Source organism: Nocardioides alpinus (assembly GCF_900112035.1).
Classification (GTDB): Bacteria; Actinomycetota; Actinomycetes; order Propionibacteriales; family Nocardioidaceae; genus Nocardioides; species Nocardioides alpinus.
Genome location: NZ_FOKC01000001.1, coordinates 387958 through 410707, shown reverse-complemented (window position 1 = coordinate 410707; position 22750 = coordinate 387958). Strand labels below are relative to the sequence as shown.

At 71.9% G+C, this 22750-nt stretch carries 19 protein-coding genes; 11 read left to right on the top strand and 8 right to left on the bottom strand.

What is annotated here, in order from left to right:
• The first annotated feature begins 125 nt into the window (after nucleotides 1-125).
• Both BM127_RS02015 and BM127_RS02010 read left to right on the top strand, forming a co-directional pair.
• Entirely contained in the window at nucleotides 126-1562 is a 1437-nt protein-coding gene (locus BM127_RS02015; protein WP_091193580.1) for a DUF4082 domain-containing protein, read from the top strand.
• 78 nt (nucleotides 1563-1640) lie between these two features.
• Entirely contained in the window at nucleotides 1641-3398 is a 1758-nt protein-coding gene (locus BM127_RS02010; protein ID WP_139227564.1) for an asparagine synthetase B family protein, read from the top strand.
• A 7-nt stretch (nucleotides 3399-3405) separates the two neighbouring features.
• Here the strand turns inward: BM127_RS02010 and BM127_RS02005 are convergent, their stop codons facing one another.
• From BM127_RS02005 to BM127_RS01975, 7 genes are all read right to left on the bottom strand, one after another.
• Nucleotides 3406-4422: a hypothetical protein gene (locus BM127_RS02005; RefSeq protein ID WP_091193578.1), complete on the bottom strand. Its 1017-nt coding sequence runs from the start codon at nucleotides 4420-4422 to the stop codon at nucleotides 3406-3408.
• Between the two features lie 7 nt (nucleotides 4423-4429).
• Nucleotides 4430-5695 (bottom strand): MFS transporter, encoded by a 1266-nt coding sequence (locus tag BM127_RS02000; protein ID WP_091193577.1) that lies wholly within the window; start codon nucleotides 5693-5695, stop codon nucleotides 4430-4432.
• 5 nt (nucleotides 5696-5700) lie between these two features.
• A complete protein-coding gene (locus BM127_RS01995) occupies nucleotides 5701-6444 on the bottom strand; it encodes a hypothetical protein (protein WP_139227562.1) in 744 nt (247 codons plus the stop codon).
• Nucleotides 6434-7747: a sugar transferase gene (locus BM127_RS01990; protein ID WP_198554468.1), complete on the bottom strand. Its 1314-nt coding sequence runs from the start codon at nucleotides 7745-7747 to the stop codon at nucleotides 6434-6436. The genes BM127_RS01995 and BM127_RS01990 overlap by 11 nt, the downstream gene beginning before the upstream one ends.
• Nucleotides 7748-8316: 569 nt before the next feature.
• Nucleotides 8317-10137 (bottom strand): asparagine synthase (glutamine-hydrolyzing), encoded by a 1821-nt coding sequence (gene asnB / locus BM127_RS01985; protein WP_091193574.1) that lies wholly within the window; start codon nucleotides 10135-10137, stop codon nucleotides 8317-8319.
• A 13-nt stretch (nucleotides 10138-10150) separates the two neighbouring features.
• On the bottom strand, nucleotides 10151-10837 hold the full coding sequence (locus tag BM127_RS01980) for a response regulator transcription factor (RefSeq protein WP_231263117.1): 687 nt from the start codon (nucleotides 10835-10837) through the stop codon (nucleotides 10151-10153).
• A complete protein-coding gene (locus tag BM127_RS01975; RefSeq protein WP_139227560.1) occupies nucleotides 10812-12209 on the bottom strand; it encodes a sensor histidine kinase in 1398 nt (465 codons plus the stop codon). The genes BM127_RS01980 and BM127_RS01975 overlap by 26 nt, the downstream gene beginning before the upstream one ends.
• A 398-nt stretch (nucleotides 12210-12607) precedes the next feature.
• Between BM127_RS01975 and BM127_RS01970 the strand changes: the two genes are divergently transcribed.
• The 3 genes from BM127_RS01970 to BM127_RS01960 all read left to right on the top strand — a co-directional run bounded on the left by BM127_RS01970 (nucleotide 12608) and on the right by BM127_RS01960 (nucleotide 14591).
• Nucleotides 12608-13339, top strand: a complete 732-nt coding sequence (locus BM127_RS01970; RefSeq protein ID WP_231263162.1) for a helix-turn-helix transcriptional regulator — start codon at nucleotides 12608-12610, stop codon at nucleotides 13337-13339.
• Nucleotides 13340-13405: 66 nt separating this feature from the next.
• Nucleotides 13406-14176, top strand: coding sequence for a 3'(2'),5'-bisphosphate nucleotidase CysQ (locus BM127_RS01965; RefSeq protein WP_091193568.1), 771 nt, complete (start codon nucleotides 13406-13408; stop codon nucleotides 14174-14176).
• Between the two features lie 7 nt (nucleotides 14177-14183).
• A complete protein-coding gene (locus tag BM127_RS01960; protein WP_091193565.1) occupies nucleotides 14184-14591 on the top strand; it encodes a VOC family protein in 408 nt (135 codons plus the stop codon).
• A gap of 61 nt (nucleotides 14592-14652) precedes the next feature.
• On the opposite strand, the gene BM127_RS01955 is transcribed toward BM127_RS01960, so the two are convergent.
• Nucleotides 14653-15396 carry a hypothetical protein gene (locus BM127_RS01955; protein ID WP_091193564.1) on the bottom strand — a complete coding sequence of 248 codons (744 nt, stop codon included), beginning with the start codon at nucleotides 15394-15396 and terminating at the stop codon, nucleotides 14653-14655.
• Between the two features lie 178 nt (nucleotides 15397-15574).
• On the opposite strand from BM127_RS01955, the gene mfd reads away from it, so the two are divergent.
• Genes mfd through BM127_RS01925 form a run of 6 tightly spaced genes read left to right on the top strand, consistent with a single transcriptional unit; the run spans nucleotide 15575 to nucleotide 22745 of the window.
• Nucleotides 15575-19147, top strand: a complete 3573-nt coding sequence (mfd, locus tag BM127_RS01950; protein ID WP_231263118.1) for a transcription-repair coupling factor — start codon at nucleotides 15575-15577, stop codon at nucleotides 19145-19147.
• Between the two features lie 27 nt (nucleotides 19148-19174).
• Entirely contained in the window at nucleotides 19175-19843 is a 669-nt protein-coding gene (locus tag BM127_RS01945; RefSeq protein WP_091193562.1) for a hypothetical protein, read from the top strand.
• 4 nt (nucleotides 19844-19847) lie between these two features.
• On the top strand, nucleotides 19848-20246 hold the full coding sequence (locus BM127_RS01940; protein ID WP_231263119.1) for a MazG nucleotide pyrophosphohydrolase domain-containing protein: 399 nt from the start codon (nucleotides 19848-19850) through the stop codon (nucleotides 20244-20246).
• A gap of 42 nt (nucleotides 20247-20288) precedes the next feature.
• Nucleotides 20289-21566, top strand: a complete 1278-nt coding sequence (eno, locus tag BM127_RS01935; RefSeq protein ID WP_091193558.1) for a phosphopyruvate hydratase — start codon at nucleotides 20289-20291, stop codon at nucleotides 21564-21566.
• A 19-nt stretch (nucleotides 21567-21585) separates the two neighbouring features.
• Nucleotides 21586-22224, top strand: coding sequence for an FtsB family cell division protein (locus BM127_RS01930; protein ID WP_091193556.1), 639 nt, complete (start codon nucleotides 21586-21588; stop codon nucleotides 22222-22224).
• Nucleotides 22221-22745, top strand: a complete 525-nt coding sequence (locus tag BM127_RS01925; RefSeq protein ID WP_091193554.1) for a DUF501 domain-containing protein — start codon at nucleotides 22221-22223, stop codon at nucleotides 22743-22745. Before BM127_RS01930 ends, BM127_RS01925 begins: the two co-directional genes overlap by 4 nt.
• The last annotated feature ends 5 nt before the right edge of the window (nucleotides 22746-22750 follow it).

The following is a 22750-nucleotide window of genomic DNA, read 5'->3' as shown; positions in this document are numbered from 1 at the left end:
TGCGACGATGCGAGCGCACCACTGGTCGGCGACTGCAACCGGGCGGATGCCCCTTTGCCGTGATCCGCGTGAGCGGCCATAGTGAGCCCGCAACCGACACCCCCGACGGTCAGAGGCAGTTCTGCATGTCCACCTCCCCCCGCTCCATGTCCGCGTGCTCACGCGCGCTCGCCGCGCCACTGGCGCTCGTACTGACGGCCGCATTGGTCCTGGCTGGCGCGGCCGTCGCTCCTGCGTCGTCCCAGCCAGCCGATGCCGAGCCCACAGCCTGGGCGACGGCCGAGGAGCTCGGGCTCTTCGCCACGTCCAAGCCGCGACAAGTGACCAAGGTCCGCAACCGGCGTCCCACGGAGGTGGGTCTCCAGTTCGTCGCCACCAGCGCAGGAAGCGTCACCGGCGTCGAGGTCTACAAGGTCGCGCGGGCCTCCGGTGCTACACCTCGACGCGCGTCGCTGTGGAACGCCCGCGGCGAGCGTCTTGCGACCGCCAAGATCGCCCCCCACGCCGGCAAGGGCTGGGTGACGGTGCGGTTCACCTCTCCTGTCGAGGTGCTTGCCAACCGGACCTACACAGTGTCGGCGTTCGCGCCCAAGGGTCGCTACGCGATGACCGCGCGCGGCCTGCGCAAGTCCCGGGTCCGTGGTGTCCTGCAGACAGGTGGAGAGCGTGTCGGCGTACGTCGACACGGCGGGACGTCGGGATTCCCCAAGAAGGCCTGGCGCAAGTCCAACTACTGGGTGGACGTCCTCTTCGTCCCGGCCCCGGTGATCACGGATCCGCCTGAGCCGACGCCCACGGGCTGGCCCAACGCCGACAACACGGGTGTGCCGGCCGGCACTGCGCTGACTCCCTACACGGGTCCGTTGACGATCCAGACGCCCGGCACCGTGATCGACGCCAAGCAGGTCGACGGATCGCTGAGGATCCTCGCGCCCGACGTGACGATCAGCCGGTCGTCGATCAGCGGCAACGTGAGCATCGAGGAGGACGCCAGCCTGACCATCACCGATACCGACATCAACGCCGGCGACCGGGCGGGCACGGGGCTCGAGGCCTACAACTTCACCGCCACCCGCGTCCACGTCGTCGGCGGTAGCCGGTCGATGTCCTGCGCGAAGAACTGCACCATCCGCGACTCTTACGTGCACGGACAGATGACGGACGAGACCGGGGTCCACCACGAGTCGGGGATCCGGATGGAGCAGAACACGACGCTGATCCACAACACGATCACGTGCGACGCACCCAACGTGCCCCCGGACGCGGGCTGCTCCGCCGGCCTGACCGGCTACGGCGACTTCGCCCCGGTGCGCGACAACCTGATCCAGAACAACCTCTTCCTCCCCTCGACCGGGGGCACGTGTGCCTACGGCGGAGCCTCCGGTGGCAAGCCGTACTCCGACGCCACGGCCAACATCAGGTTCATCGACAACGTGTTTACGCGTGGCAGCGGTGGGAAGTGCGGCTACTGGTGGCCCATCACCGACTTCGACGGGAACGCGCCCGGCAACGTGTGGTCGGGCAACGTCTGGGACGACGGGACGCCGGTCAGCCCCTCCTGACCAGCGGGTCACGCGTCCGGGAGGGAGACCATCCAAATTCGGGACGTGCGAGCCGGCGCGCTCTCCTATGGTGGGTGCATGCAGCAGGGGGTGCTGGTCCTATCGCGTGGAGGCGTGCCCGGGTCGACGCCTGACCTGGGCGCTGCCCTAAGCCATGCCGGCGTCCCGGACGCCACCGTGCGCGAGGACGGCTCCCTGGCGGTGGCCGCCTGGGGCGACCTGGGGCCGACGGTCGACGACGGCTGGATGCTCAGTCGAGGTGCCCGCAGGCACGAACGGGACGCCCTCCCGCAGGACGTCGCCGAGCTGCTCGCCCGTCGCGACGTCGCCGCCCTGGCCGAGGTGCTGCCGCCGTTCGCGGCCCTGCGGACGGGCCCCGCGCGCGAGGAGGCAGTGGCTGTCACTGACGCTCTGGGCTTCCGTCACGTCTACCACGCGGAAGGCAGGGGGTGGGCTGCGATCAGCACCTCCGCCCGCCTCCTCGCGGTGCTCGGCGGCCGAGACATCGACCGCGAGTCGATGTCGTTGCAGAGCCTGGTCGGCTGGCAGGTCGGGCAGTGGACTCTGTTCGACGGCGTCTCCAAGCTGGCCCCGGGGGCGGTGGCCCAGCTCGGCGCCGGCGAGTTGACCATCCACGGAGGCGACCGTCCGACACCCGAGCCGCTCTCGTTGGACGACGCGGTCGAGCAGGCCGCCGAGCTGCTGCGCACGAACCTCTCCGCCTACCTCGGCGACCACCCGGACGCCACCCTGCAGCTCACGGGTGGTCAGGATTCCCGCATCCTGCTCAGTGCCATCCCTCCAGACCTTCGGCGAGGGCTGGCTGCCGTTACCCTTGCTGTGCCCGGGAGCGAGGACGTCAGCATCGCGGCGGAGATCTGCGCCCGCACCGGAGCGCGCCACCACGTGGAGGCACTCGACAGCCTCGAGGGCCTCGACCCTGCGGCGGCCTACGACCTGTGCACCGAGTCGAGTGCGCGGCTCGAGGGCATGGCCGACCCGCTGGCGCTGGCCGCGCTCACCATGGCGGAGAGACGCCTCGACCAAGGACACCGGATCGCCGGCCTCGGCGGGGAGGTGGCCAGGGGCTTCTACTACCTCGGCCGACCCCGCGACCCGTCGGTGACCCGCGCGCGGGTGGCGCGGCTGGCCAGCTGGCGCATGTTCGCCAACGAGGCAATCGATCCTGCGTCGCTCGAGCCGTCGATGCGCGAGGGCGCCCGTGAGAGGGCCGTCGAGCGGATCCACGGCCTCATGGCGGGGACCGGCAAGGACTGGCTCGACGCCACCGACGACTTCTATCTCTACCAGCGGATGCAGCGGTGGGCCGGGGTCACGGACACGGCGGTCTGCATGGACCGCTCGGTCGTCAACCCGATGCTCGATGACCGTTTCATTGCGATCGCCCAGGGGATGTCGCCCGACAGCAAGCGCAACTCGCTCTTCCTCGCTCGGTTGCAGATGGCATTGGACCCAGAGCTCGGGCGCATGCCGCTGAACGGACGACCGCCCCCTGAGGCGTACGCGTACCCTCGCCACGCTGATCGCGTGCGGGGCATCCAGACGCTGGCGCAGAAGGCGGCGAGCAAGGCGCGTCAGCGCTTCGCCCACTCCACCCGTCCGCCGGCCGGTGGGACGGTGCTGGCCGCCAAGGTGCTGCGCCACTGGCGGGCGAACCCCGACCTGCTCGACAGGGCTCGAGGGCAGCACGTCCTGGACGACAGCTGGCTCGACCGCATGGTTCGCGGCGAGCTCGACCCGGCTCCCAGCACCGTCGCCTTCGTGCTCAACGTGGCCTGTCTCCCGAGTCGGAGTCAGACGTCCGTGTCTGCCTGACCGACAGCTACCGCACGACCGTCGGCGACCACGCCTGCTCGATGAGGAGCGACGGTGCGGCGTCGGCGCTGGTGTCGACCGACCAGACGTCGCTCACGCCCGGCTCGTCCGCGCGCGGCATGCCGTAGAGCAGCGTGTCGTCGTCGAGCCACTCGACCTGGTCGTCGAGGCCGCTCGGGCCCTCCTCGAGCAGCGTGCGCTCGCCTGAGGCGAGGTCCTGCACGGCGATCTGCCACACGATGCGTCGACCGGGGTCGACGTCGACCTTGAAGGCGACGCGCGATCCGTCCGGTGACAACGCCGGGCACTCGGCGTCGCGCGACACCGACGTGAGGGTCCGGCTGCCGAGGCTGCCCTGCACCAGGTAGGTGCGGCCCCCGGTGCCCACCGTGGCGTAGAACGTGTCGTCGTCGACGAAGGTGACGCCCCAGATGTTGCGGTCGACCGGGTCGGCCTCGGTCCCGTCGAGGACCAGCTGGAACTTCTCCAGGTTGCCCCAGCGGGTGCCGCCGCCGAACTCGTGCACCTCGGTCGCGGTGGAGAAGCCCGTCGACATGTAGGAGTGCCCGGTCACGAACACCGTGGTCGCCACGAGCGACCCGTCCGGTGACAGGCGGGTGCGGCTGGGGAGTCCCGGGAGGGCGTTCGTGGCGACCGGCTGCCACTGCGCGTCCAGCTCGCGCACCTCGTACGACGCCGCGAGGCTGGGGTCCGTCACGAGGCACGAGGCGCCCTCGGCCCGCGCGGCGACCCGGTCGCAGGTCACGCCGGTGAAGGCGCGTGCGCCGCCGGGGTCGTCGGCGCTCACGATCGCCACGGTGCCGTACTCGTTGTCGAGCCCGGTGTGGCGGAAGACGATCCTCGGCCCGTCGGTCACCTCCGCGACGGGCGCTGCCGGAGCCTCCGGCTCGGCAGCTCGCTGTGCGCGCACCTCGCGTCCCTCGACGACGCCGTACACCCCGGCGCCGACGACCAGGGCCACCACGATGACGGCGAACCACAGCACGCGTGCGCGGGTGCTCATGCCGGGCTCACGGCGTGACCTCGGCCGTGTCGAGCAGGCGCACCCGGGACGCGGCGGCGAGGATCGCCACGGCCAGCAGCCCCGCGACGACGATCATCGCGGTCGCCGGCCCGAGCAGCAGCCACATCAGTCCGAACCCGGCCGAGGCGAGCATGCGGGCGAGCGCGACCACGGTCTGGGCGGCGGCGATGCCGCTGGTCCGCGCCTGCACCGGGACGAGCCGGCCGGCGAGGGCCGCGATCACGCCGTCGGTGGCGGCGTAGAAGGTGCCCAGCAGCGCCAGCGTGCCGATCGTGGCGGCAGCGGTGGAGGTGGGCAGGACCGCGCACAGGTAGGCCCCGACCAGGGCGAGGTGGCCGACGACCAGGATCCGGGCCCGACCGACGCGGTCGGCCAGCCGGCCCACCGGCACGGCGAGCAGCAGGTAGGCCAGGTTGGTGCCGACGTAGAACAGCGGGAACCACGAGACGTTGACGCCGCCGTGGTCGAGGAGCGCGAGGTAGATGAAGCCGTCGCCGACGGTCAGCAGGCCCAGGACCCCGGCGATCACGAGCAGGGGCCGCAGCCTGCGGTCGGTCAGGTCGCGCCACCGGAAGGGCGGGGGCGTCGGCCCCGACTGTGCTGCTGCCTCGCGCCGACTCCTCACGTCGGGGCCGAGCAGGCCGAGCAGGGCCACCCCGGCGAGCGCGAAGGCGAGCGAGACGACGAGGACGACCGAGTAGCCGTCCGGCACCAGCACCAGGATCCCGAAGGCGATGAGCGGGCCGAGCGCGGCGCCGATCGTGTCGAGCATCCGGTGCACGCCGAAGGCGCGACCGAGGTGCTCGGCAGGGGTCGACGTGCTGATCATCGCGTCCCGCGGCGCCGTCCGGATCCCCTTGCCGATGCGGTCGGCGGTGACGACGGCGGCGATGCCGGCGGCGCCCGAGGCGAAGAGCAGGAAGACGCGGGCGACGGCGGAGAGGCCGTAGCCGAGGAACGCGACCCACTTCGGCCGGTCCGTCGCGTCCGCGACCCAGCCGCCGCCGAGGCGCACGAGCGCGCTCACGCCCTGGTAGAGCCCGTCGATGAGGCCGTACGCCACTGGGGTGAGGCCGACGACGAGGGTGAGGTAGAGCGGCAGGATCGCCGAGACCGACTCCGACGAGACGTCGGTCAGCAGCGAGACCACGCCCAGGATGATGACCACGCGGCCGACCGGTGGCGTGGTGACGGTCGTCCCGGAGCGGGACTCCTCGCCGGTGGCCGGCCGGTCGCGGACGGAGATGTACATCCGGCTCACTCGCCTCCGGTATGGAGCGAGGCGTGCAGTGAGTAGCCCGTGCCGGATCCCTGCGTGGTGACGGTGATCGTCACGACACTGCGTCCGCGCCTGAAGGCGGCGGCCTCCGAGCCGGCGGACGTGGCCGGCGCGGCCAGCTCGGTCAGCCCTCGACCGGCGAGTCGGGTGCGGTAGGCCATGAGCACGTCCGCGGGTGCCAGCGAGGTGGAGCCGACCAGGGCGACCTGCAGGCGGGGGCCCGCCGGGGACACGCTGCTGGAGTCGACCCGGCTGGCCCGGGTGGGTCGAAGCACGGCGGGGAAGCCCGTCGCGAGGCGCCCCCGTGCGTCGGCGGCGCGCGGCAGCGGAGCCGTCACGAGGGGATCGGTGCGCACGTCCTCGAGGAGCTCGGCCAGGCTGGTCACCGTCGGCTCGGGAGCCTCCGGCATCTCGAGCCCGGAGCCGGCGCCGGAGCCGGAGGCGGAGGCGGACCTGGACGGCGACGGGCTTTCGGTGGGCTCGTCGGTGGGCTCGCCGGTGGGCTCGTCGGTGGGCTCAGGTGTCGATGTCGCCTTGGATCCGGGTGTCGAGCTGGGTGTCGAGCTCGGTGTCGGGCTGGAGGTGGATCCGGGCGTGGTGGCCGGCGACGCGGGCGCGTCGGCGCCGGGTGACGGTGCGCCGCCCCCGCAGCCGGCGAGGAGCAGGCTCGTCGCGGCGACGACCACGACCGACCGGAGGATGCTCGTGCCCTCAGTAGGCACCGCGGTGCCCCAGCACGGCCTGGACGGTGCGGGCCAGGATCGAGACGTCGAGGCGCAACGACCAGTTGTCGACGTACCTGAGGTCCAGCCGGACCGACTCCTCCCAGCTGAGGTCCGAGCGACCCGAGACCTGCCAGAGGCCGGTCACCCCGGGCTTGACGACCAGCCGCCGGCGCGGGTCGATGTCGTAGCGGGCGACCTCGCTCGGCAGCGCGGGCCGCGGACCGACCAGCGACATGTCGCCGCGCACGACGTTCCAGAGCTGGGGGAGCTCGTCGAGGGAGTAGCGACGCAGCTGGCGCCCGAGGGGGGTGATCCGGGGGTCGATCCTGATCTTGAACAGGATGCCGTCGCCCTCGTTGTGGGCGACCAGCTCGGACCGCTCGTCCTCCGCGTCGTTGCCCATCGAGCGCAGCTTGAACATGGTGAACGGCACGCCGTCGAGGCCGACGCGCTCCTGGCGGAACAGGGCGGGACCGGGAGTCTCCCGGCGGATCGCCACGCACAGGAGTGCGAGGAGCGGCAGGGTCATCACCAGCACGACGAGGGCGAGCGAGCGCTCGACGACGTCCTTGAGGAGGCGGCGCGGCCCGTGCAGCACCGGGCTGGTGACGTGCAGCAGGTCGACGCCTGCGGTGGACACCACGCGGGTGCGCTGCGGTTCCACGTCGAGGAGCCCGGTGCCGAGGTAGAGGTCGGCGCCCACCCCGGCCAGCGACCAGTGCAGGCGGCGCACCTGGGCGTGGGTGAGGCGCGCGCCCGGGAGCACCACCAGGGCGTCCGCACGGTGGTGGGCGGCGACGGCGGAAGTGGCCTCGAAGCCGAGGTACGTCGGCAGGTCGCCGAGCGGGATCTTGGACGAGCGGGTCAGGCACGCGGCGACGACCTCGTGGTTGTCGGCCGTCCGCAGCTCGGCCAGTGCCTCACGTACGTCGCGCGGTCGCCCGACCAGCACCACCCGCGGTCGGCGTCGGCCGATGCCTGCCAGGGACGGGACCGTGCTGGCGACGCTGAGGACGGCGACCAGTGCGGCAAGGGCCACGGCGTCGGCGGTCACGAACCAGGGGGCCAGCGCGAGCGCCAGCACCGCGGCGCGCGCTCCCGTGCCGAGGATGCGCAGCGGAGGGGTCAGCCGGCTCTCGCCGAGCCCGACGTGACGGTAGTGACCGGTGGCGAGGAGCAGGAGCGGCCAGGCCAGCGCGGCGGTGAGCGCGACCGGGGCAGCCAGCACGCCCAGTGCCGCCGCGGTGGCGCCGAGCGCCAGTGACAGCGCCGTGTCGAGGGCGACGGCGGGGCGGCTCACGCCCCGGCGAGGAGTGAGCGCCGGAGGGACGACCGTGACGTCTGGCACCGGGGGGACCGGTGCGAGCAGTGGCGGTGGCACCAGCTGCTGGAGCCCGCGCGGTCGCGGGATCCGCGGCAGCGGCAACGCTGCCCCAGGTGTGCTCCTACCGACTGTGGTCTGCGTCATCTGACGGACCCCTCCCCGCTGTCTTTCCCCACGGGCACCCCAGCTGCCCTCGTGGTCGAGAGCCTAGGAACGGCGCGGGAGCGGGGCATGCCGCAAATCAGCGAAAGCCCTGCAGGGCCGCCCTGACGGCGCCATGACGGACGGCCCGCAGATACCCACTCGGTGGGATTGGCGCCGTCCTTCCCGGGTCGTACTCTCGAATCGGTGCAAGTTACTGGTTCGCCGCACTCAAAGTTGTCCCTGCAGAGGCCTCTGGCCGCATCGGTGGCGCGGGACCCCCACGCCTCGCCACCACGGGCGACGCGCACCAGTAGCGGCGGTCGAGGTTCCCCCACCTCGGCCGCCGCAGCCGCACGTCCGGACGCGGTCGGGCCGCCTCGGTCCTGCGCACCCTCAGGGCCTCAGTGACGTCGGGACGGTGCGACGGCCGAGGTCGTGGCTCGACGGGGCCGCGGCGCGGTCGGTGGTGTGCCGAAGAAGCACTCGTGCCACATCTCCAGCGCCAGCAGCGTCCACAGCCTGCCGGCCTCGTGGCCGCCCCGCTCGTGGCCCTCGACCAGGGCGTGGACGAAGGCGCGGTCGAGCGTACGGCCTGCCCAGGACTCCCTGCCGGTGAGCCGATCCCGAGCGGAGTCGCGCAGGTCCTCCCGGAACCACGCGTCGAGCGGCATCGCGGACCGGGCGGGCCTGTGGTCCACGACGTGGTCCGGCAGCATCGGCCGCGCGACCTCCTTCAGCACCCACCGCGGCGTCCCCGGTCGGAACCGGAGCGAGGCCGGCAGCCGGAAGGCCAGCTCGACGAGGTGGTGGTCCAGCAGTGCCGGGCGCCACGCGACCGACGCGGCCATCGACAGCCGGTCGGCCCGCTCGAGGAGGTGGTCGGGCAGCCAGTGCTGAAGGTCCTGACGGGACTGGCGGTCCAGGGGGTCCGCGCCGAGGACGGGTGGCAGCACCCGCTCCCGCGGCGGCTCAGCGCTGAGCAGTCGGCGTCGTTCGGCGGTGGTGAAGACGGCGCCGAGGCGGCGTTCGGCAGGCCCGGTCACCCGGGAGCGCAGCGGGGTCGGGAGGGCGGCGGACCGTTCGGCCACCCGTCGCGCCAACCGGTGCTGCGGCTGCACGCCGAACAGCTCCTCGGTGCCCTCGTCCGAGACCACGACGCGTACGTGCTCGCGCGCGGCGCGGGCGAGCCCGAACACCGCGACGTCGCCCGGCGCCGAGATCGGCGCGTCCCGGTGCCAGGACAACCGGCCCCAGAGCTCGTCGACGTCGGTGGCCTGCAGCGCGACCTCGTGGTGCTCGGTGCCCAACAGCTCGGAGACGTGGCGCGCCCACCGGAGTTCGTCGCTGGGCTGCTCGGTGAAGCCGACGGAGAACGTGTGCAGCGGAGCGCCACCGCGCAGCTGCTGCATCTCCGCGACCAGCAGGCTGCTCCCCAGCGCGCCGGAGAGGTGGGCGCCCACCGCTGCGTCGGTGGCGACGGCCACGCGGACGGCGTCGCGGATGCCGTCGCCGACCGCTTCGATCGCGTCGCCGGCGGTCCAGATCTCCTCGGGATCCCCCTCAGGGGGCGCCCAGTAGTGGTGCTCCTCCAGGTGCCCGCGGGGCATGATCGTGACGCGATGGGCGGGCCTGACCTTCTTGACCCCCTCGAAGAGGGTGTCGGGTGCCGGCACCACGCTGGACGTCAGGTAGGCGTCCAGGCTGCGCCCGTCCACCTCCGGACGCGGACCGAGGGCGAGGAGGGCCTTGATCTCGGAGCCGAACGCGATGCCGCCCGGGACGTGCCGGTAGTAGAGCGGGAGGACGCCGAGCCGGTCGCGCACGAGGTGCGTGGTGTCGGTGCGGAGGTCGTGCGCCACGAGGGCGAACGGCCCGCGCAGCCGCTCGACGAAGCTGATGCCCTCCACGGCGAGACCGGCCACCACCACCTCGGTGTCGCCGCTGGTGCGGAACGGGTAGTCCAGGTGGGACCGCAGGCTGTCGTGGTTGACGACCTCGCCGTCGAGCACGACGACCCACCGGCCGTCGGCGGAGTGCATCGGCTGGTGCGCGTGCGCGGCGTCGACGACCTCCATCCGCGTGTGGGTCAGGCCGAGGTCGGGGCCGACCCACGTCGAGGACGCGTCCGGACCGCGGTGGCGGAGCGCCTCGGCCATGCCCTGCAGCGTCGACGTCGTGAACGCCCCCGGTGAGAACGCCCGCACACCGCCGATGCCGCTCATCCGAGTGCCGGGTTCATGTGCCGTTCTTCCACCCGATCTGGTTGGCCATCCCGACCGCCGCCAGCTGCGAGGACACCTCGAGCTTGGCCAGGATCGACTTGACCTGGGTGCGCACCGTGGCCTCGGACACGACGCTCGCCTCGGAGATGGTGCGCACCGTGCGTCCTTCGATCAGCGAACCCAGCACCTGCCGCTCCCGAGGGGTGAGCAGGTCGAGGCGACGCCGGAGGTCGTCGTTGGCCTGCCGCTGCTGCGCCCACTGGTCGAGCAGGTGCTCCAGCTCCTCGCGACTCGTGACCGGGAGGCCCAGGTGCAGCCGTCGCACCGTCGCCAGGGCCTGCTGGAGCGCCCCGCTCTTGGGCAGCACCTTGCGGGCGCCGAGGCGCATGCACCCGCCCCAGCGTCCGAAGTCCTCGGACGCCGTGAGGACCACGACGTTGATGTGGGCGCGCGCGAGCGGGGCGATGAGGTTCATCCCGTCGCCGAACCGACCCAGGTCGAGGTCGAGGAGGACGGTGCGCGGGTTGGCGCGCAGCGCGAGGGAGCGCAGGGTCGCCATCGACCCACCCTCGTTCGGCAGCTCCATGCGTCGTACGTCGTAGCCCTCCACCGAGAGCGCGAGCTCCAGCGACTCGGCGAACAGCATGTGGTCGTCGACGATGAGGATGCGGTGATCAGCCCGAGCGGCGCCAGGAGACATGGCCGTCCTCATCCACAAGATCGTTCTCGGTGGAGGTGCGGGGCGCCGGCAGGGAGATGACGAAGGACGATCCCACGCCCTTGGCCTCGGCCAGCCTCAGGGAGCCACCGTCCTGGGCCACGAGGCGTTGCGCGAGGTGGAGCCCGATGCCCTCACCGGGGGAGTCGTCGCCGTGCTCGCCCCACTCGAAGATCCGCTGCCGCTCCTGCTCGGGGATGCCGCGACCGAAGTCCGTCACCGTGATGTCCACCGTCTCCTCGTCGCGGCGGACGACCTCGACGACGCTGCTGTCCGTCCCGCCGTGCGTGGCGGCGTTGTCCATCAGGATGTTGACCACCTCCGCCAGCGAGTCGTAGCGGGCCTGGACGGTGTCACCGGTCGTGTGCAGCTCGACCTGGCGTCCCTTGAGCCGCTGCAGCTCGAGGATCAGCACGAGCGCCTCGTCGAGGTCGACGGGCGTGGCGGGCCGGCTCTCGTCCGAGAGCAGGCGCTGCATCCGGCCGAGCTCGCGCCGGACCGACTCCCACAGGCGCAGCCGCGCCTCGAGGGAGATGTCGGCGTGGTCGAGCAGCTCCGAGCCGTTGACGAGCCCGGCGACCGTGCTCCGCAGCTCGTGCATCCGCTCGCGCTGGTCGCGGATGGTGGCCTGCTGGGCCTCCGTGATCTCGGCGTCACGCCGGGCAGCGGCGCGGTCGACGCCACGGTTGAGGCACTGCCAGGCGGCGGCGAGCCAGGCGGCGCCGACGGCGGCCAGCGCGAGCGAGACCAGGGTGTCCCAGGCGGTGTCGCGGCCGAGGCCGACGACCACGCCGAGCGCGGTGAGGACAACGGCGGTGAGGACGACCAGCGGCGTCATGAGCCCGACCAGCACCCGCTGGGAGACGACGATCGCGGCGGCCGCCACCTGGGTGAGCACGAGCAGCCCGATCAGCAGCTGCATCGGCACGGAGGCGGCGGCGCCCTGCGGGATGAGCAGCAGCAGGTGCCCGGCAGCCAGGAGGCCCATCCCGAGTCCCACGGCGAAGACGTCGTCGGCCACCGCGCGGGCACCGGGCAGGGCGGTGAGGGCACCCATGACGGATGCCAGGCCCACGAGGCCGATGACCAGGAGCGCGACCAGCTCGAGGGTGGCCCGCGGTGGCGGGTTGGCGATCGCGGGCAACGTGACCAGCAGCGCCTGCGCCGCGATCAGCGCGCCGACACCCACCACCCAGCCCTCGTGTGCCCGGGCATGCCGGCGGCATCCCATGACGGCGGCCAGCACGGCACCGGCCACGAAGACGCAGCTGACCACCGCGGCGACCAGGGTGCGTGCCTCCGCATCGGTGCTGCTCACCGGCGGTACGCCGCCCCAGCTGGTCCACGCCAGCACGGCGAACCCCAGCCCCCCCACCCCCAGCGTCCCCACGCTGTGGCGCAACTCCCTACTGACATGCGCGATCTGGCGCATACTTCCCCCCACGCTGAACGGATGATTCGATCAGGTCCCGCAAGCAGGATGGAACCTCAAAGCCGGGGGTGTCCAACGATTGTGCGGGCGTACCCAATTTGCGGCAATCCCGGTCTGGTCCGGATTTGTCGAGGTCGCTGTCAGGGCCGCGTCAGGCGCACAGCAGGACGCGTCAAGGGGGCGTCAAGTTCCTTGGTCATGGAGCTGCCGGGCTCCCGTGGGAGCGGCCGTCCCCAATTCGGTGCACATTCGACGAGGTGAGGCCCTCGTCCAAGGTCCGACCACCAAGGTGGCGCTGACGGCGTGACGAGGGAGGCGTGATGGGCGTTGCCGGTCCCACCTGCGTGGTGTCACCTCATCTGCTGGTGGCCCAGGCGGTCGCGGCTGCCCTCAGGTCGGCCGGCACGAGCGCCGAGGCCCGCAGCTGGGAGTCGTTCGTCCACGACCCGGAGACGGGCTCACGGGAGATCGCTCCCGACGAGCAGCACCCGCTGGTGGTGATCCTCGACGGCCTCGACAACGCCGACGTCGTGCAGGACGTCGCCCGTCTCGTCAGGGACGGTCGTACGAGGGTCATGGTCGTCACCACGGCCGAGGCCTCGGTCCTCTGGGGCGGCCTGGTGGACGAGGACCTGCTCGACGTCACCACGGCCTCGTCCGTGCAGCAGCTCGCCGAGGTCGTGGACCGCATCCGCGCGGGGGGCACCGCACTGGACCCGGCAGGCCGCGTGGCGCTCCGAGTCTCCTGGGTGCAGGCCCTCGACCGGCGCCACCACGTCACCGAGCTCATCGAGAGCCTCTCGCCGCAGCAGCGGCGCGTCCTCGAGCTGCTCGCCTCCGGGCTCCGCGTCGCCGAGGTCGGCACCGAGATGGGGGTCACGCGGGGCACGGTGCGCAGCCACGTGAAGGCGCTCCGCGCCAAGCTGGGCGCGCGGACGCAGCTGGAAGCGGTCGCGATGCTGCACGAGGCGTACGCCGCCGGCGTCGGCGCCAACCTGGTCCCGCGCCCTCGGCAGGCCTACGCCGGCACGGAGGTCCCTCCCCGTCGATAGGCTGCCGCACATGACCTCACCCCACGACGAGCCTCGCTTCGCTCCCCTCGACGCAGGGACCCCGGCATGATCGATCCCACCACGCTCGACGACCACGCCTTCGCCGTCTGGGCGGCCGAACGGGCAGGCGCCGTGCTGCTCGACGTACGCGCCGGGGCGCACGCCGCAGGGCTCGAGGGCAAGGCCCTCAAGGACGCCGGCGACGCGGCGGCGCAGGCCGAGCTCGACCGGGTCCTCACCCTGCACCGACCCGACGACGCGGTCCTGTCCGAGGAGGCGGCCGACGACAAGTCGCGGCTGACCGCCCACCGGGTCTGGATCATCGACCCCCTCGACGGCACCCGCGAGTTCTCCGAGCCGCCACGTGACGACTGGGCGGTGCACGTCGCGCTCTGGCAGGACGGCGACCTCGTGGCGGGCGCGGTCGCGCAGCCGGCGCTGGGGGAGACCTTCCACACCGGCCGTCCCAGCATCCTCCCTCCGCGCACCTCCGAGCGGCCCCGCATCGCGGTCTCGCGCAGCCGTCCGCCCGCCTTCGTCGAGGCGCTCGCCGCCGAGCTCGACGCCGAGCTCGTGCCCATGGGCAGTGCCGGGGTGAAGGTGATGAGCGTGGTGCGCGACATCGCCGACGCCTACGTCCACGCCGGCGGGCAGTACCAGTGGGACAACGCGGCGCCCGTCGCCGTCGCACGCGCCGCGGGCCTGCACTGCAGCCGCGTCGACGGATCGCCCATCGTCTACAACGAGGACGACACGTCGCTGCCCGACCTCATCGTGTGCCGTCCCGAGCTCGCCGAGCAGATCGTCGACTTCGTCCGACGGCACGGGACGGAGTGACCCGGCCGTGACGTCCTTCGTCTCGCACACCACCGTCGACTGCCATGACGCCTACGAGCTCTCGCAGTGGTGGAAGGCGCTGCTGGGCTACGTCGACGTGGACGGCGACCCCAACGAGCCCGGCCACGAGGAGTGCATGATCCTCGACCCCGACAGCGGCCACAGCATCCTGTTCCTCGAGGTGCCCGACGAGGTGCTCGCGCCCAAGCGGATCCACTTCGACCTGCGCCCGCGAGCGGGCAGCCGCGACGCGGAGGTCGAGCGGGTGCGGGGTCTCGGTGCCGTGGAGGTCGACGACCAGCGCGGACAGTACGGCCCGGGCACGGGGTGGGTCGTCTTTGCCGACCCCGAGGGCAACCAGTTCTGCCTGCTCCGCTCGGAGGCCGAGGTGGCGGCAGGCCCGCCACCCGGGTGAGACAGCGAACGGGCACCCGACCGGTGAGGTCGGGTGCCCGTTCGGGTCCGTCAGGGTGTGCTCAGCGCGTGAACGCGGCGCGGGGAGCGACCGCGGTGCGCGAGCTGTAGGTGTAGCCCGTGGTCTCCCACGTCGTGTACTGCGCGTTGCCGGGGACCGAGATCTTGAACTGGGTCTTGCCGCGGCGGGGGGCAGGCAGGGTGAACCTGTACTTGCCGGCCGAGGTGGTCTTGTAGGTGTTGAACTTCTTCCACTTCTTGCCGACCCGCTTCTGGACCTTGATCTTCTTCTTGCCGTAGTTGGGCGTGACCTTGCCCTTGATCAGGGTGCCCCTGGGGTTGCTGAAGACGACCTTGCGGGTGACCGGCGCGGCGATGGCGACGGACTCGGCCGGCAGGAGGGTGTCCTCCACGCCCGACCGGGCCGGGGCGCCGGAGAAGACGACCTTGTACTGGGCGTTCTCGGAGAAGGTGAAGTCACCGTCGAAGAAGAGGGTGCTCGGGAACGCGTCCGTGGCGATGGTCGTCCACACGGGGTTCGACGCCGTGTAGACCTGGAGGTAGGCCACCCCTGCGGGGTTGCCGTTGTCGTAGAGCCCGTTGGGGTCGGTGACCGTGCCGGTCACGTAGAAGCCGCCGCCGTACATGAAGGGCGCCTCGTAGGGCGAGTCAGTGACGTTGAGCTCGGCGGTGACGGTGGGCGTGTAGGTCTGGCCGTCGGCATGGGCCGGAGCCGATATCGCGATGGGCGTGACGCCGAGCAGGCCGGCGGTGACCGTGCCGGCCACGAGACGAGTGATGCGCATGTCCCCGTTGTTCCTCTCAAGGATGTGGACGACCGACGCTCGAGCGCCGGTCGGTGAAGGTGCTGCTACCCGTGTGACGCCTGGGGCAAACCCCCGAGGCAGCACCCGTAGACTCTCAACCTCCCCCCATCCCTCGGTGAATGGGGGTCGTTCTGCGTGCTCTCGAAGGGAGTCCCCGGTGTCGTCCACTCCACTCGTCGCTGTTGCCGATCGTCTGGTCGCCGCTCCCACGCTGGCGCGCGCGCTGGCGGACGCGGCGGTGCAGAACGCCCTCGACCTGACCGGCCCGAGCGCTGTGCGGCCCTTCGTGGTCCGCGGCCTGGTGGAGCGCGGCCGCACCGTCCTGGCGGTCACCGCCACCTCCCGCGAGGCCGAGGACCTGGTGGAGGAGCTCGCCGACCTCGTCGACCCCGACTCGGTGGCCTACTACCCGAGCTGGGAGACGTTGCCGCACGAGCGGCTCAGCCCCCGCAGCGACACCGTCGGCAAGCGGCTCGCGGTGCTGCGCCGGCTGCGGCACCCCGGCACCGACGCGGCCAACGGACCGCTCCAGGTGGTCGTCGCCCCGATCCGCAGCCTGCTCCAGCCGCAGGTGCCGGGGCTGGCCGACATCGAGCCGGTCGAGCTGGCGCAGGGCGACACCCGCGCGCTCGAGGACGTCGTACGCGGCCTGGCGGAGGCGGCGTACACCCGCGTGGACATGGTCGAGCGGCGCGGTGAGTTCGCCGTCCGCGGCGGCATCGTCGACGTGTTCCCGCCCACCGAGGAGCACCCGCTGCGCGTGGAGTTCTGGGGCGACGACGTCGAGGAGATCCGGGCGTTCTCCGTCGCCGACCAGCGCACGCTCGAGACCGTGCAGCGGCTGTGGGCGCCGCCGTGCCGTGAGCTGCTGCTCACCGACGACGTACGCCGTCGCGCCGCAGAGCTCGGCCGGGCGCACCCCCAGCTGCTCGAGCTCACCGACAAGATGGCGGCCGGCATCGCCGTCGAGGGGATGGAGTCCCTGGCTCCCGTCCTGGTCGAGGAGATGGAGCTGCTGGTCGACCTGATGCCCGAGCACACGACCGTGCTCGTGCTCGACCCCGAGCGGGCCCGCACCCGCGCCCACGACCTGGTCGCGACGAGCGAGGAGTTCCTCGGGGCGTCCTGGGCGGCCGCTGCCGGCGGCGGCACCGCGCCGATCGACCTCGGGGCAGCCTCCTACCGCGAGATGGCCGACGTACGCCTCCAGGCGCTCGGTCAGGGGCACGCGTGGTGGACGGTGTCGCCCTTCGGGATCGGGGATGCCGACGACCCCGCCGACCTCATCGACGCCCAGACGGTCGGCGTGCCGAGCCTCACGCTCCCGACCCACGGCGCCGAGGCCTACCGCGGTGACCTGGAGCAGGCGGTCACCGACATCCGCGGATGGGTGGACGAGGGGACCGAGGTGGTCGTGGTGCACGCCGGCCACGGCCCCGCGCAGCGCTTCGTCGAGCTCCTGGGCGAGCACGACGTGGCTGCCCGCCTCGTCGAGCAGGGCGAGACCGCGGGCGCCCACGTCGTGACGGTGACGTGCGGCCAGCTGGTGCACGGCCTCGTCGACGACCAGGCGCGGATCGCCATCGTCACCGGCGACGACCTGTCGGGCCAGAAGACCTCGACGCGCGACATGCGCCGGATGCCGACGCGCCGCAAGAAGCAGATCGACCCGCTCGAGCTCAAGGCCGGCGACTACGTCGTGCACGAGCAGCACGGCGTCGGCCGGTTCGTGGAGATGAGGCAGCGCGTGGTCGGCGGAGCGACCCGCGAGTACCTCGTCCTGGAGTACGGCGCCAGCAAGCGCGGCGGCCCCAACGACATGCTCTACGTCCCGGCCGACACCCTCGACCAGGTCACCCGCTACGTCGGCGGGGAGAACCCCAGCCTCGACCGGCTCGGCGGCGGCGACTGGACCAAGCGCAAGAACAAGGCCAAGAAGGCGGTCCGTGAGATCGCGGCCGAGCTGATCAAGCTCTACGCCGCGCGGCAGGCCACCAAGGGCTTCGCCTACGGTCCCGACACCCCGTGGCAGCGCGAGCTCGAGGACGCCTTCCCGTTTACCGAGACCGTCGACCAGCTGACGACCGTCGACGAGGTGAAGGCCGACATGCGGCAGGTCGTCCCGATGGACCGGCTGGTCTGCGGCGACGTCGGCTACGGCAAGACCGAGATCGCCGTGCGCGCGGCGTTCAAGGCGGTCCAGGACGGCAAGCAGGTGGCCGTGCTGGTGCCGACGACGCTGCTCGTGACCCAGCACATGTCGACCTTCTCCGAGCGGATGTCGGGCTTCCCCGTGGTCATCAAGGGGCTCTCGCGCTTCCAGACCGACAAGGAGGCCAAGGAGGTCATCGCCGGTCTTGGCGACGGGTCGGTCGACATCGTGGTCGGGACGCACCGACTGCTCAACCCGGACATCAAGGTCAAGGACCTCGGCCTGATCATCGTCGACGAGGAGCAGCGCTTCGGCGTCGAGCACAAGGAGCAGATGAAGCGGATGCGCACCTCCGTCGACGTGCTGTCGATGAGTGCGACGCCGATCCCGCGCACGCTCGAGATGGCGGTCACCGGCATCCGCGAGATGTCCACGATCACCACCCCGCCCGAGGAGCGGCACCCGGTCCTCACCTACGTCGGCGCCTACGAGGACCGCCAGGTCGTCGCAGCCGTACGTCGCGAGCTGCTGCGCGAGGGCCAGGTCTTCTACATCCACAACCGGGTGCAGTCGATCGAGAAGGCGGCCGCCCGGATCCGCGAGCTCGTGCCCGAGGCCAGGGTCGCCACGGCCCACGGCCAGATGGGCGAGCACGCCCTGGAGCAGGTCATGCTCGACTTCTGGGAGAAGCGGTTCGACGTGCTGGTCTGCACGACCATCGTGGAGAGCGGCCTCGACGTCTCCAACGCCAACACCATGATCATCGAGCGCTCCGACACCCTCGGCCTCTCCCAGCTCCACCAGCTCCGCGGTCGCGTCGGCCGGTCCCGCGAGCGCGCCTACGCCTACTTCCTCTACCCGGCCGAGAAGCCGTTGACCGAGACCGCCCACGAGCGGCTCGCGACGCTGGCCCAGCACTCCGACCTCGGTGGCGGCATGGCGATCGCGATGAAGGACCTCGAGATCCGCGGCGCCGGCAACCTGCTCGGCGGCGAGCAGTCCGGGCACATCGCCGACGTCGGCTTCGACCTCTACGTCCGTCTCGTCGGCGAGGCCGTCGCCGACTTCAAGGGCGGCGGCGGCGAGGACGAGCTGGGCGAGGTGCGCATCGAGCTGCCCGTGGACGCCCACCTCCCGCACGACTACATCCCGAGCGAGCGGCTGCGCCTGGAGATCTACAAGCGGCTCGCCGAGGTGCGCACCGACGACGACGTCGACGAGGTCCGCGCCGAGCTCGTCGACCGCTACGGCACCCCGCCCGAGGAGGTCGAGTCCCTCCTGTTCGTGGCCCGCTTCCGGGCGCGGTGCCGCCAGGCCGGGGTGCGCGAGGTGACGCTGGCCGGCAAGAACGTCCGGTTCGCCCCGGTCGACCTGCCCGACTCCCGCGTCGTACGTCTGCAGCGGCTCCATCCACGCAGCATCGTCAAGGCACCGGTCAGCACGATCCTGGTGCCGCGTCCGCAGTCCGCCGGGTTCCCCGTCGTGCCACTGGCCGGCATCGCCCTGCTTGAATGGGCACGTGGCGTGATCGACGAGGTCATCGTGCCGCCCGGCCCCCCGCCCCACCCCCTTCCGTGACCAGCCCGTCGTGACCAGGAGTGACCCGTGAGCAAGACCCGCCTCGTGACCGCCGTGACGCTGGGCCTCGCCGGGCTGCTGCTCACGGGGTGCGGCAGTGCCTCCCCGGGGGTCGCCGCCAGGATCGGAGACCAGGAGCTCACGGTCCGGCAGGTCGACTCCGCCACCGAGAACTACTGCACGGCGCTCGGTGAGCTCGAGGCCGAGGTGCCGATGAGCTTCGTGCGCCAGTTCGTCATCCAGCTGATGGCGCTGCGCTCACAGGCCGAGCAGATCGCGGACGACTACGGCGTGGAGCCGGGTTCGACCTACCTCAACGACGTGGCCCAGCGGCAGGGCACGGCCGCCACCCAGCCGGCCGAGGTCCGCGAGGACTACGTCGACCTGGCCTCCGCGCAGGCCTACGCGCAGGACATCCTCGACCAGGTCGGCAAGATCGAGCTGGACCAGGACGGTGTCGTCGACGCCACCGCCGAGCAGATCTCGCAGGCCGGCGTCGACGTCTTCAACCAGTGGCCCGACGCCAACGGCGTCGAGATCGACCCGCGCTACGGCCTGAGGAGCGTCGACGGGGTGCTGACCCCGGTGGACACGAACACGTCGGTGGCCGTCGGGGAGACCGCCAAGTCCGGGCTGGCCACCGAGCCGGACACCGCCTTCGCGAGGTCGCTGCCGCTCAACCACCGCTGCGGCTGAGGCCATGACGGTCGACGCGTCGGCTCCGGACGGTTCAGCACTGGAGGCGTTCGCCGACCAGATGCGCCTGCTGCGGCGCGAGTGCGCGTGGAAGCGCGAGCAGACCCACACCTCGCTCATCCCCTTCGTGCGGGAGGAGGCCGAGGAGGTCGTCGAGGCGATCGAGTCCGGCGACCCGGCCGCGCTCTGCGACGAGCTCGGCGACCTCCTGCTCCAGGTGGTGATCCACGCCGTCATCGCCGAGGAGGCCGGCCACTTCACCCTCGACGACGTCGCCCGCGGCGTCATCGCCAAGATGGAGCGCCGCAACCCGCACGTCTTCGGCGATGCGGTCGCCAACGACGCCGCCGAGGTGCTCACGCTGTGGAACGCCGCCAAGGCGGCCGAGAAGAGACGTGGCTAGGCTGACGCCCGTCCCACGACTTTCCCTGTCAGGAGCTCTGCCATGTCCCTCATCGCTGCAGTTGGTGCCCGTGAAATCCTTGACTCGCGCGGCAACCCCACCGTCGAGGTGGAGGTCCTGCTCGAGGACGGCGCGTTCGGACGCGCGGCGGTGCCCAGCGGCGCCTCGACGGGTGCCTTCGAGGCCGTCGAGCTGCGTGACGGCGGCAAGCGCTACCTGGGCAAGGGTGTGCAGAAGGCCGTCGCCGCTGTCGCCGGCACCATCTCCGACGCGATCGTCGGGCTCGACGCCGAGGACCAGCGCCTCGTCGACCAGGTGATGCTCGACCTCGACGGCACGGCCAACAAGGCCAAGCTCGGCGCCAACGCGATCCTGGGTGTCTCTCTCGCCACGGCGAAGGCCGCCGCGGAGTCCGCAGGCCTCCCGCTGTTCCGCTACGTCGGCGGACCCAACGCCCACCTCCTGCCGGTGCCGATGATGAACATCGTCAACGGTGGCGCCCACGCCGACTCCAACGTCGACGTCCAGGAGTTCATGATCGCCCCGATCGGCGCGGCGACCTTCCGCGAGGCGCTGCAGCACGGCGCGGAGGTCTACCACGCGCTCAAGTCGGTGCTGAAGAAGAAGGGCCTCTCGACCGGGCTCGGCGACGAGGGTGGTTTCGCCCCCAACCTCGACAGCAACCGTGCCGCCCTCGACCTGATCGCCGAGGCGGTCAAGAGCGCAGGCTTCAAGCTGGGCAAGGACATCGCCCTCGCGATGGACGTCGCCGCCAGCGAGTTCCACGACAAGGGCAAGTACACGTTCGAGGGCAAGAAGACCTCCACCGACGCGATGGTCGACTACTACGCCGACCTCGTCGCGTCCTACCCGATCGTGTCGATCGAGGACCCGCTCGACGAGGAGGACTGGGCCGGCTGGAAGGCCATGACCGACGCCCTCGGCGACAAGACCCAGATCGTCGGTGACGACCTCTTCGTCACCAACGTCGAGCGCCTCCAGCGCGGCATCACCGGTGGCCAGGGCAACGCGATGCTGGTGAAGGTCAACCAGATCGGGTCACTCACCGAGACCCTCGACGCGGTCGAGCTGGCGCACCGTGCGGGCTTCCGCAACATGATGAGCCACCGCTCCGGCGAGACCGAGGACACCACCATCGCCGACCTCGCCGTCGCCACCAACTGCGGTCAGATCAAGACCGGCGCGCCGGCCCGCTCGGACCGCGTCGCGAAGTACAACCAGCTGCTGCGCATCGAGGACGAGCTCGGTGACGCAGCTCGCTACGCCGGTCGGGGTGCCTTCCCGCGATTCGGCGGCTGAACGAGGCAGACTGGTCCGCATGCCTTCCCCACGTCGTACTTCTCGCGGCGGACCCGGAGGCAACGCATCACGCGGACCGGCTCAGGGCACCTCGCGCCCCGGCGCGCGCGGCCCGAGGCCGCGCAACGCCGGAGCGCGTACGACGTCCTCCCGGCCCGCGGACACGACCGTCGCGGCGGCACGTCCCGCCGCCGCGGGGACCGCTGCGCGGCGCCCCCGGTTCACCGGCCGCGCCGCCGTGCTCGTGCTGGTGCTCGCCGTGCTGACCGTGTCGTACGCCTCGTCGCTGCGCGCCTACCTCCAGCAGCGCTCGCAGATCGGCGAGCTCAAGGCGCAGATCGTCGAGCGCGAGGCCAGCATCAACGACCTCGAGCGCGAGAAGTTGCGCTGGGACGACCCGGCCTACGTCAAGGCCCAGGCACGGGCCCGCTTCGGCTACGTCATGCCGGGCGAGTCCGGCTTCGAGGTCATCGGGGCCGACGGCAAGCCGCTCGAGGCGCAGGCCTCCCTCAACGACCCCGACGACGTCATCAAGACCGTCCCGAAGGCCTGGTGGAGCGCGGCGTGGGAGTCGGTGGAGCTCGCCGGCAACCCGCCGCCCCCGGACCCCGAGCCGGCCGACCTGGTCGACGGCTCCGTCACGGGAGGCCAGCAGTGAGCGAGCAGTCAGCCATCGATCCCGACGACGTCGCAGCGATCCAGGGCCAGCTCAACCGCCGACCCCGCGGCATCGACTCGATCGGCCACCGGTGCCCGTGCGGCAACCCCGACGTGGTCACGACCGAGCCCCGGCTGCCCGACGGCACGCCGTTCCCCACGACCTTCTACCTCACCTGCCCGCGCGCGGCCTCGCGCATCGGCACGCTCGAGGGCAACGGCGTGATGAAGCAGATGCAGGACCGGCTCGCCACCGACGAGGACCTGGCCGCCGCCTACCGGGCTGCCCACGAGCGCTACCTCGAGGCGCGCGCCGAGGTCGGCCGTCGGGCCGGGCTCGAGGTGCCCGAGATCGACGGCATCTCGGCCGGCGGCATGCCCGACCGGGTCAAGTGCCTCCACGTCCTCGCCGGCCAGTCGCTGGCCATGGGGCGCGGCGTGAACCCCCTCGGCGACGAGGTGCTCGACGCGCTCGGCGACTGGTGGTCGATGGGCCCGTGCGTCGAGCGCCCCTCGGACTGACGGCC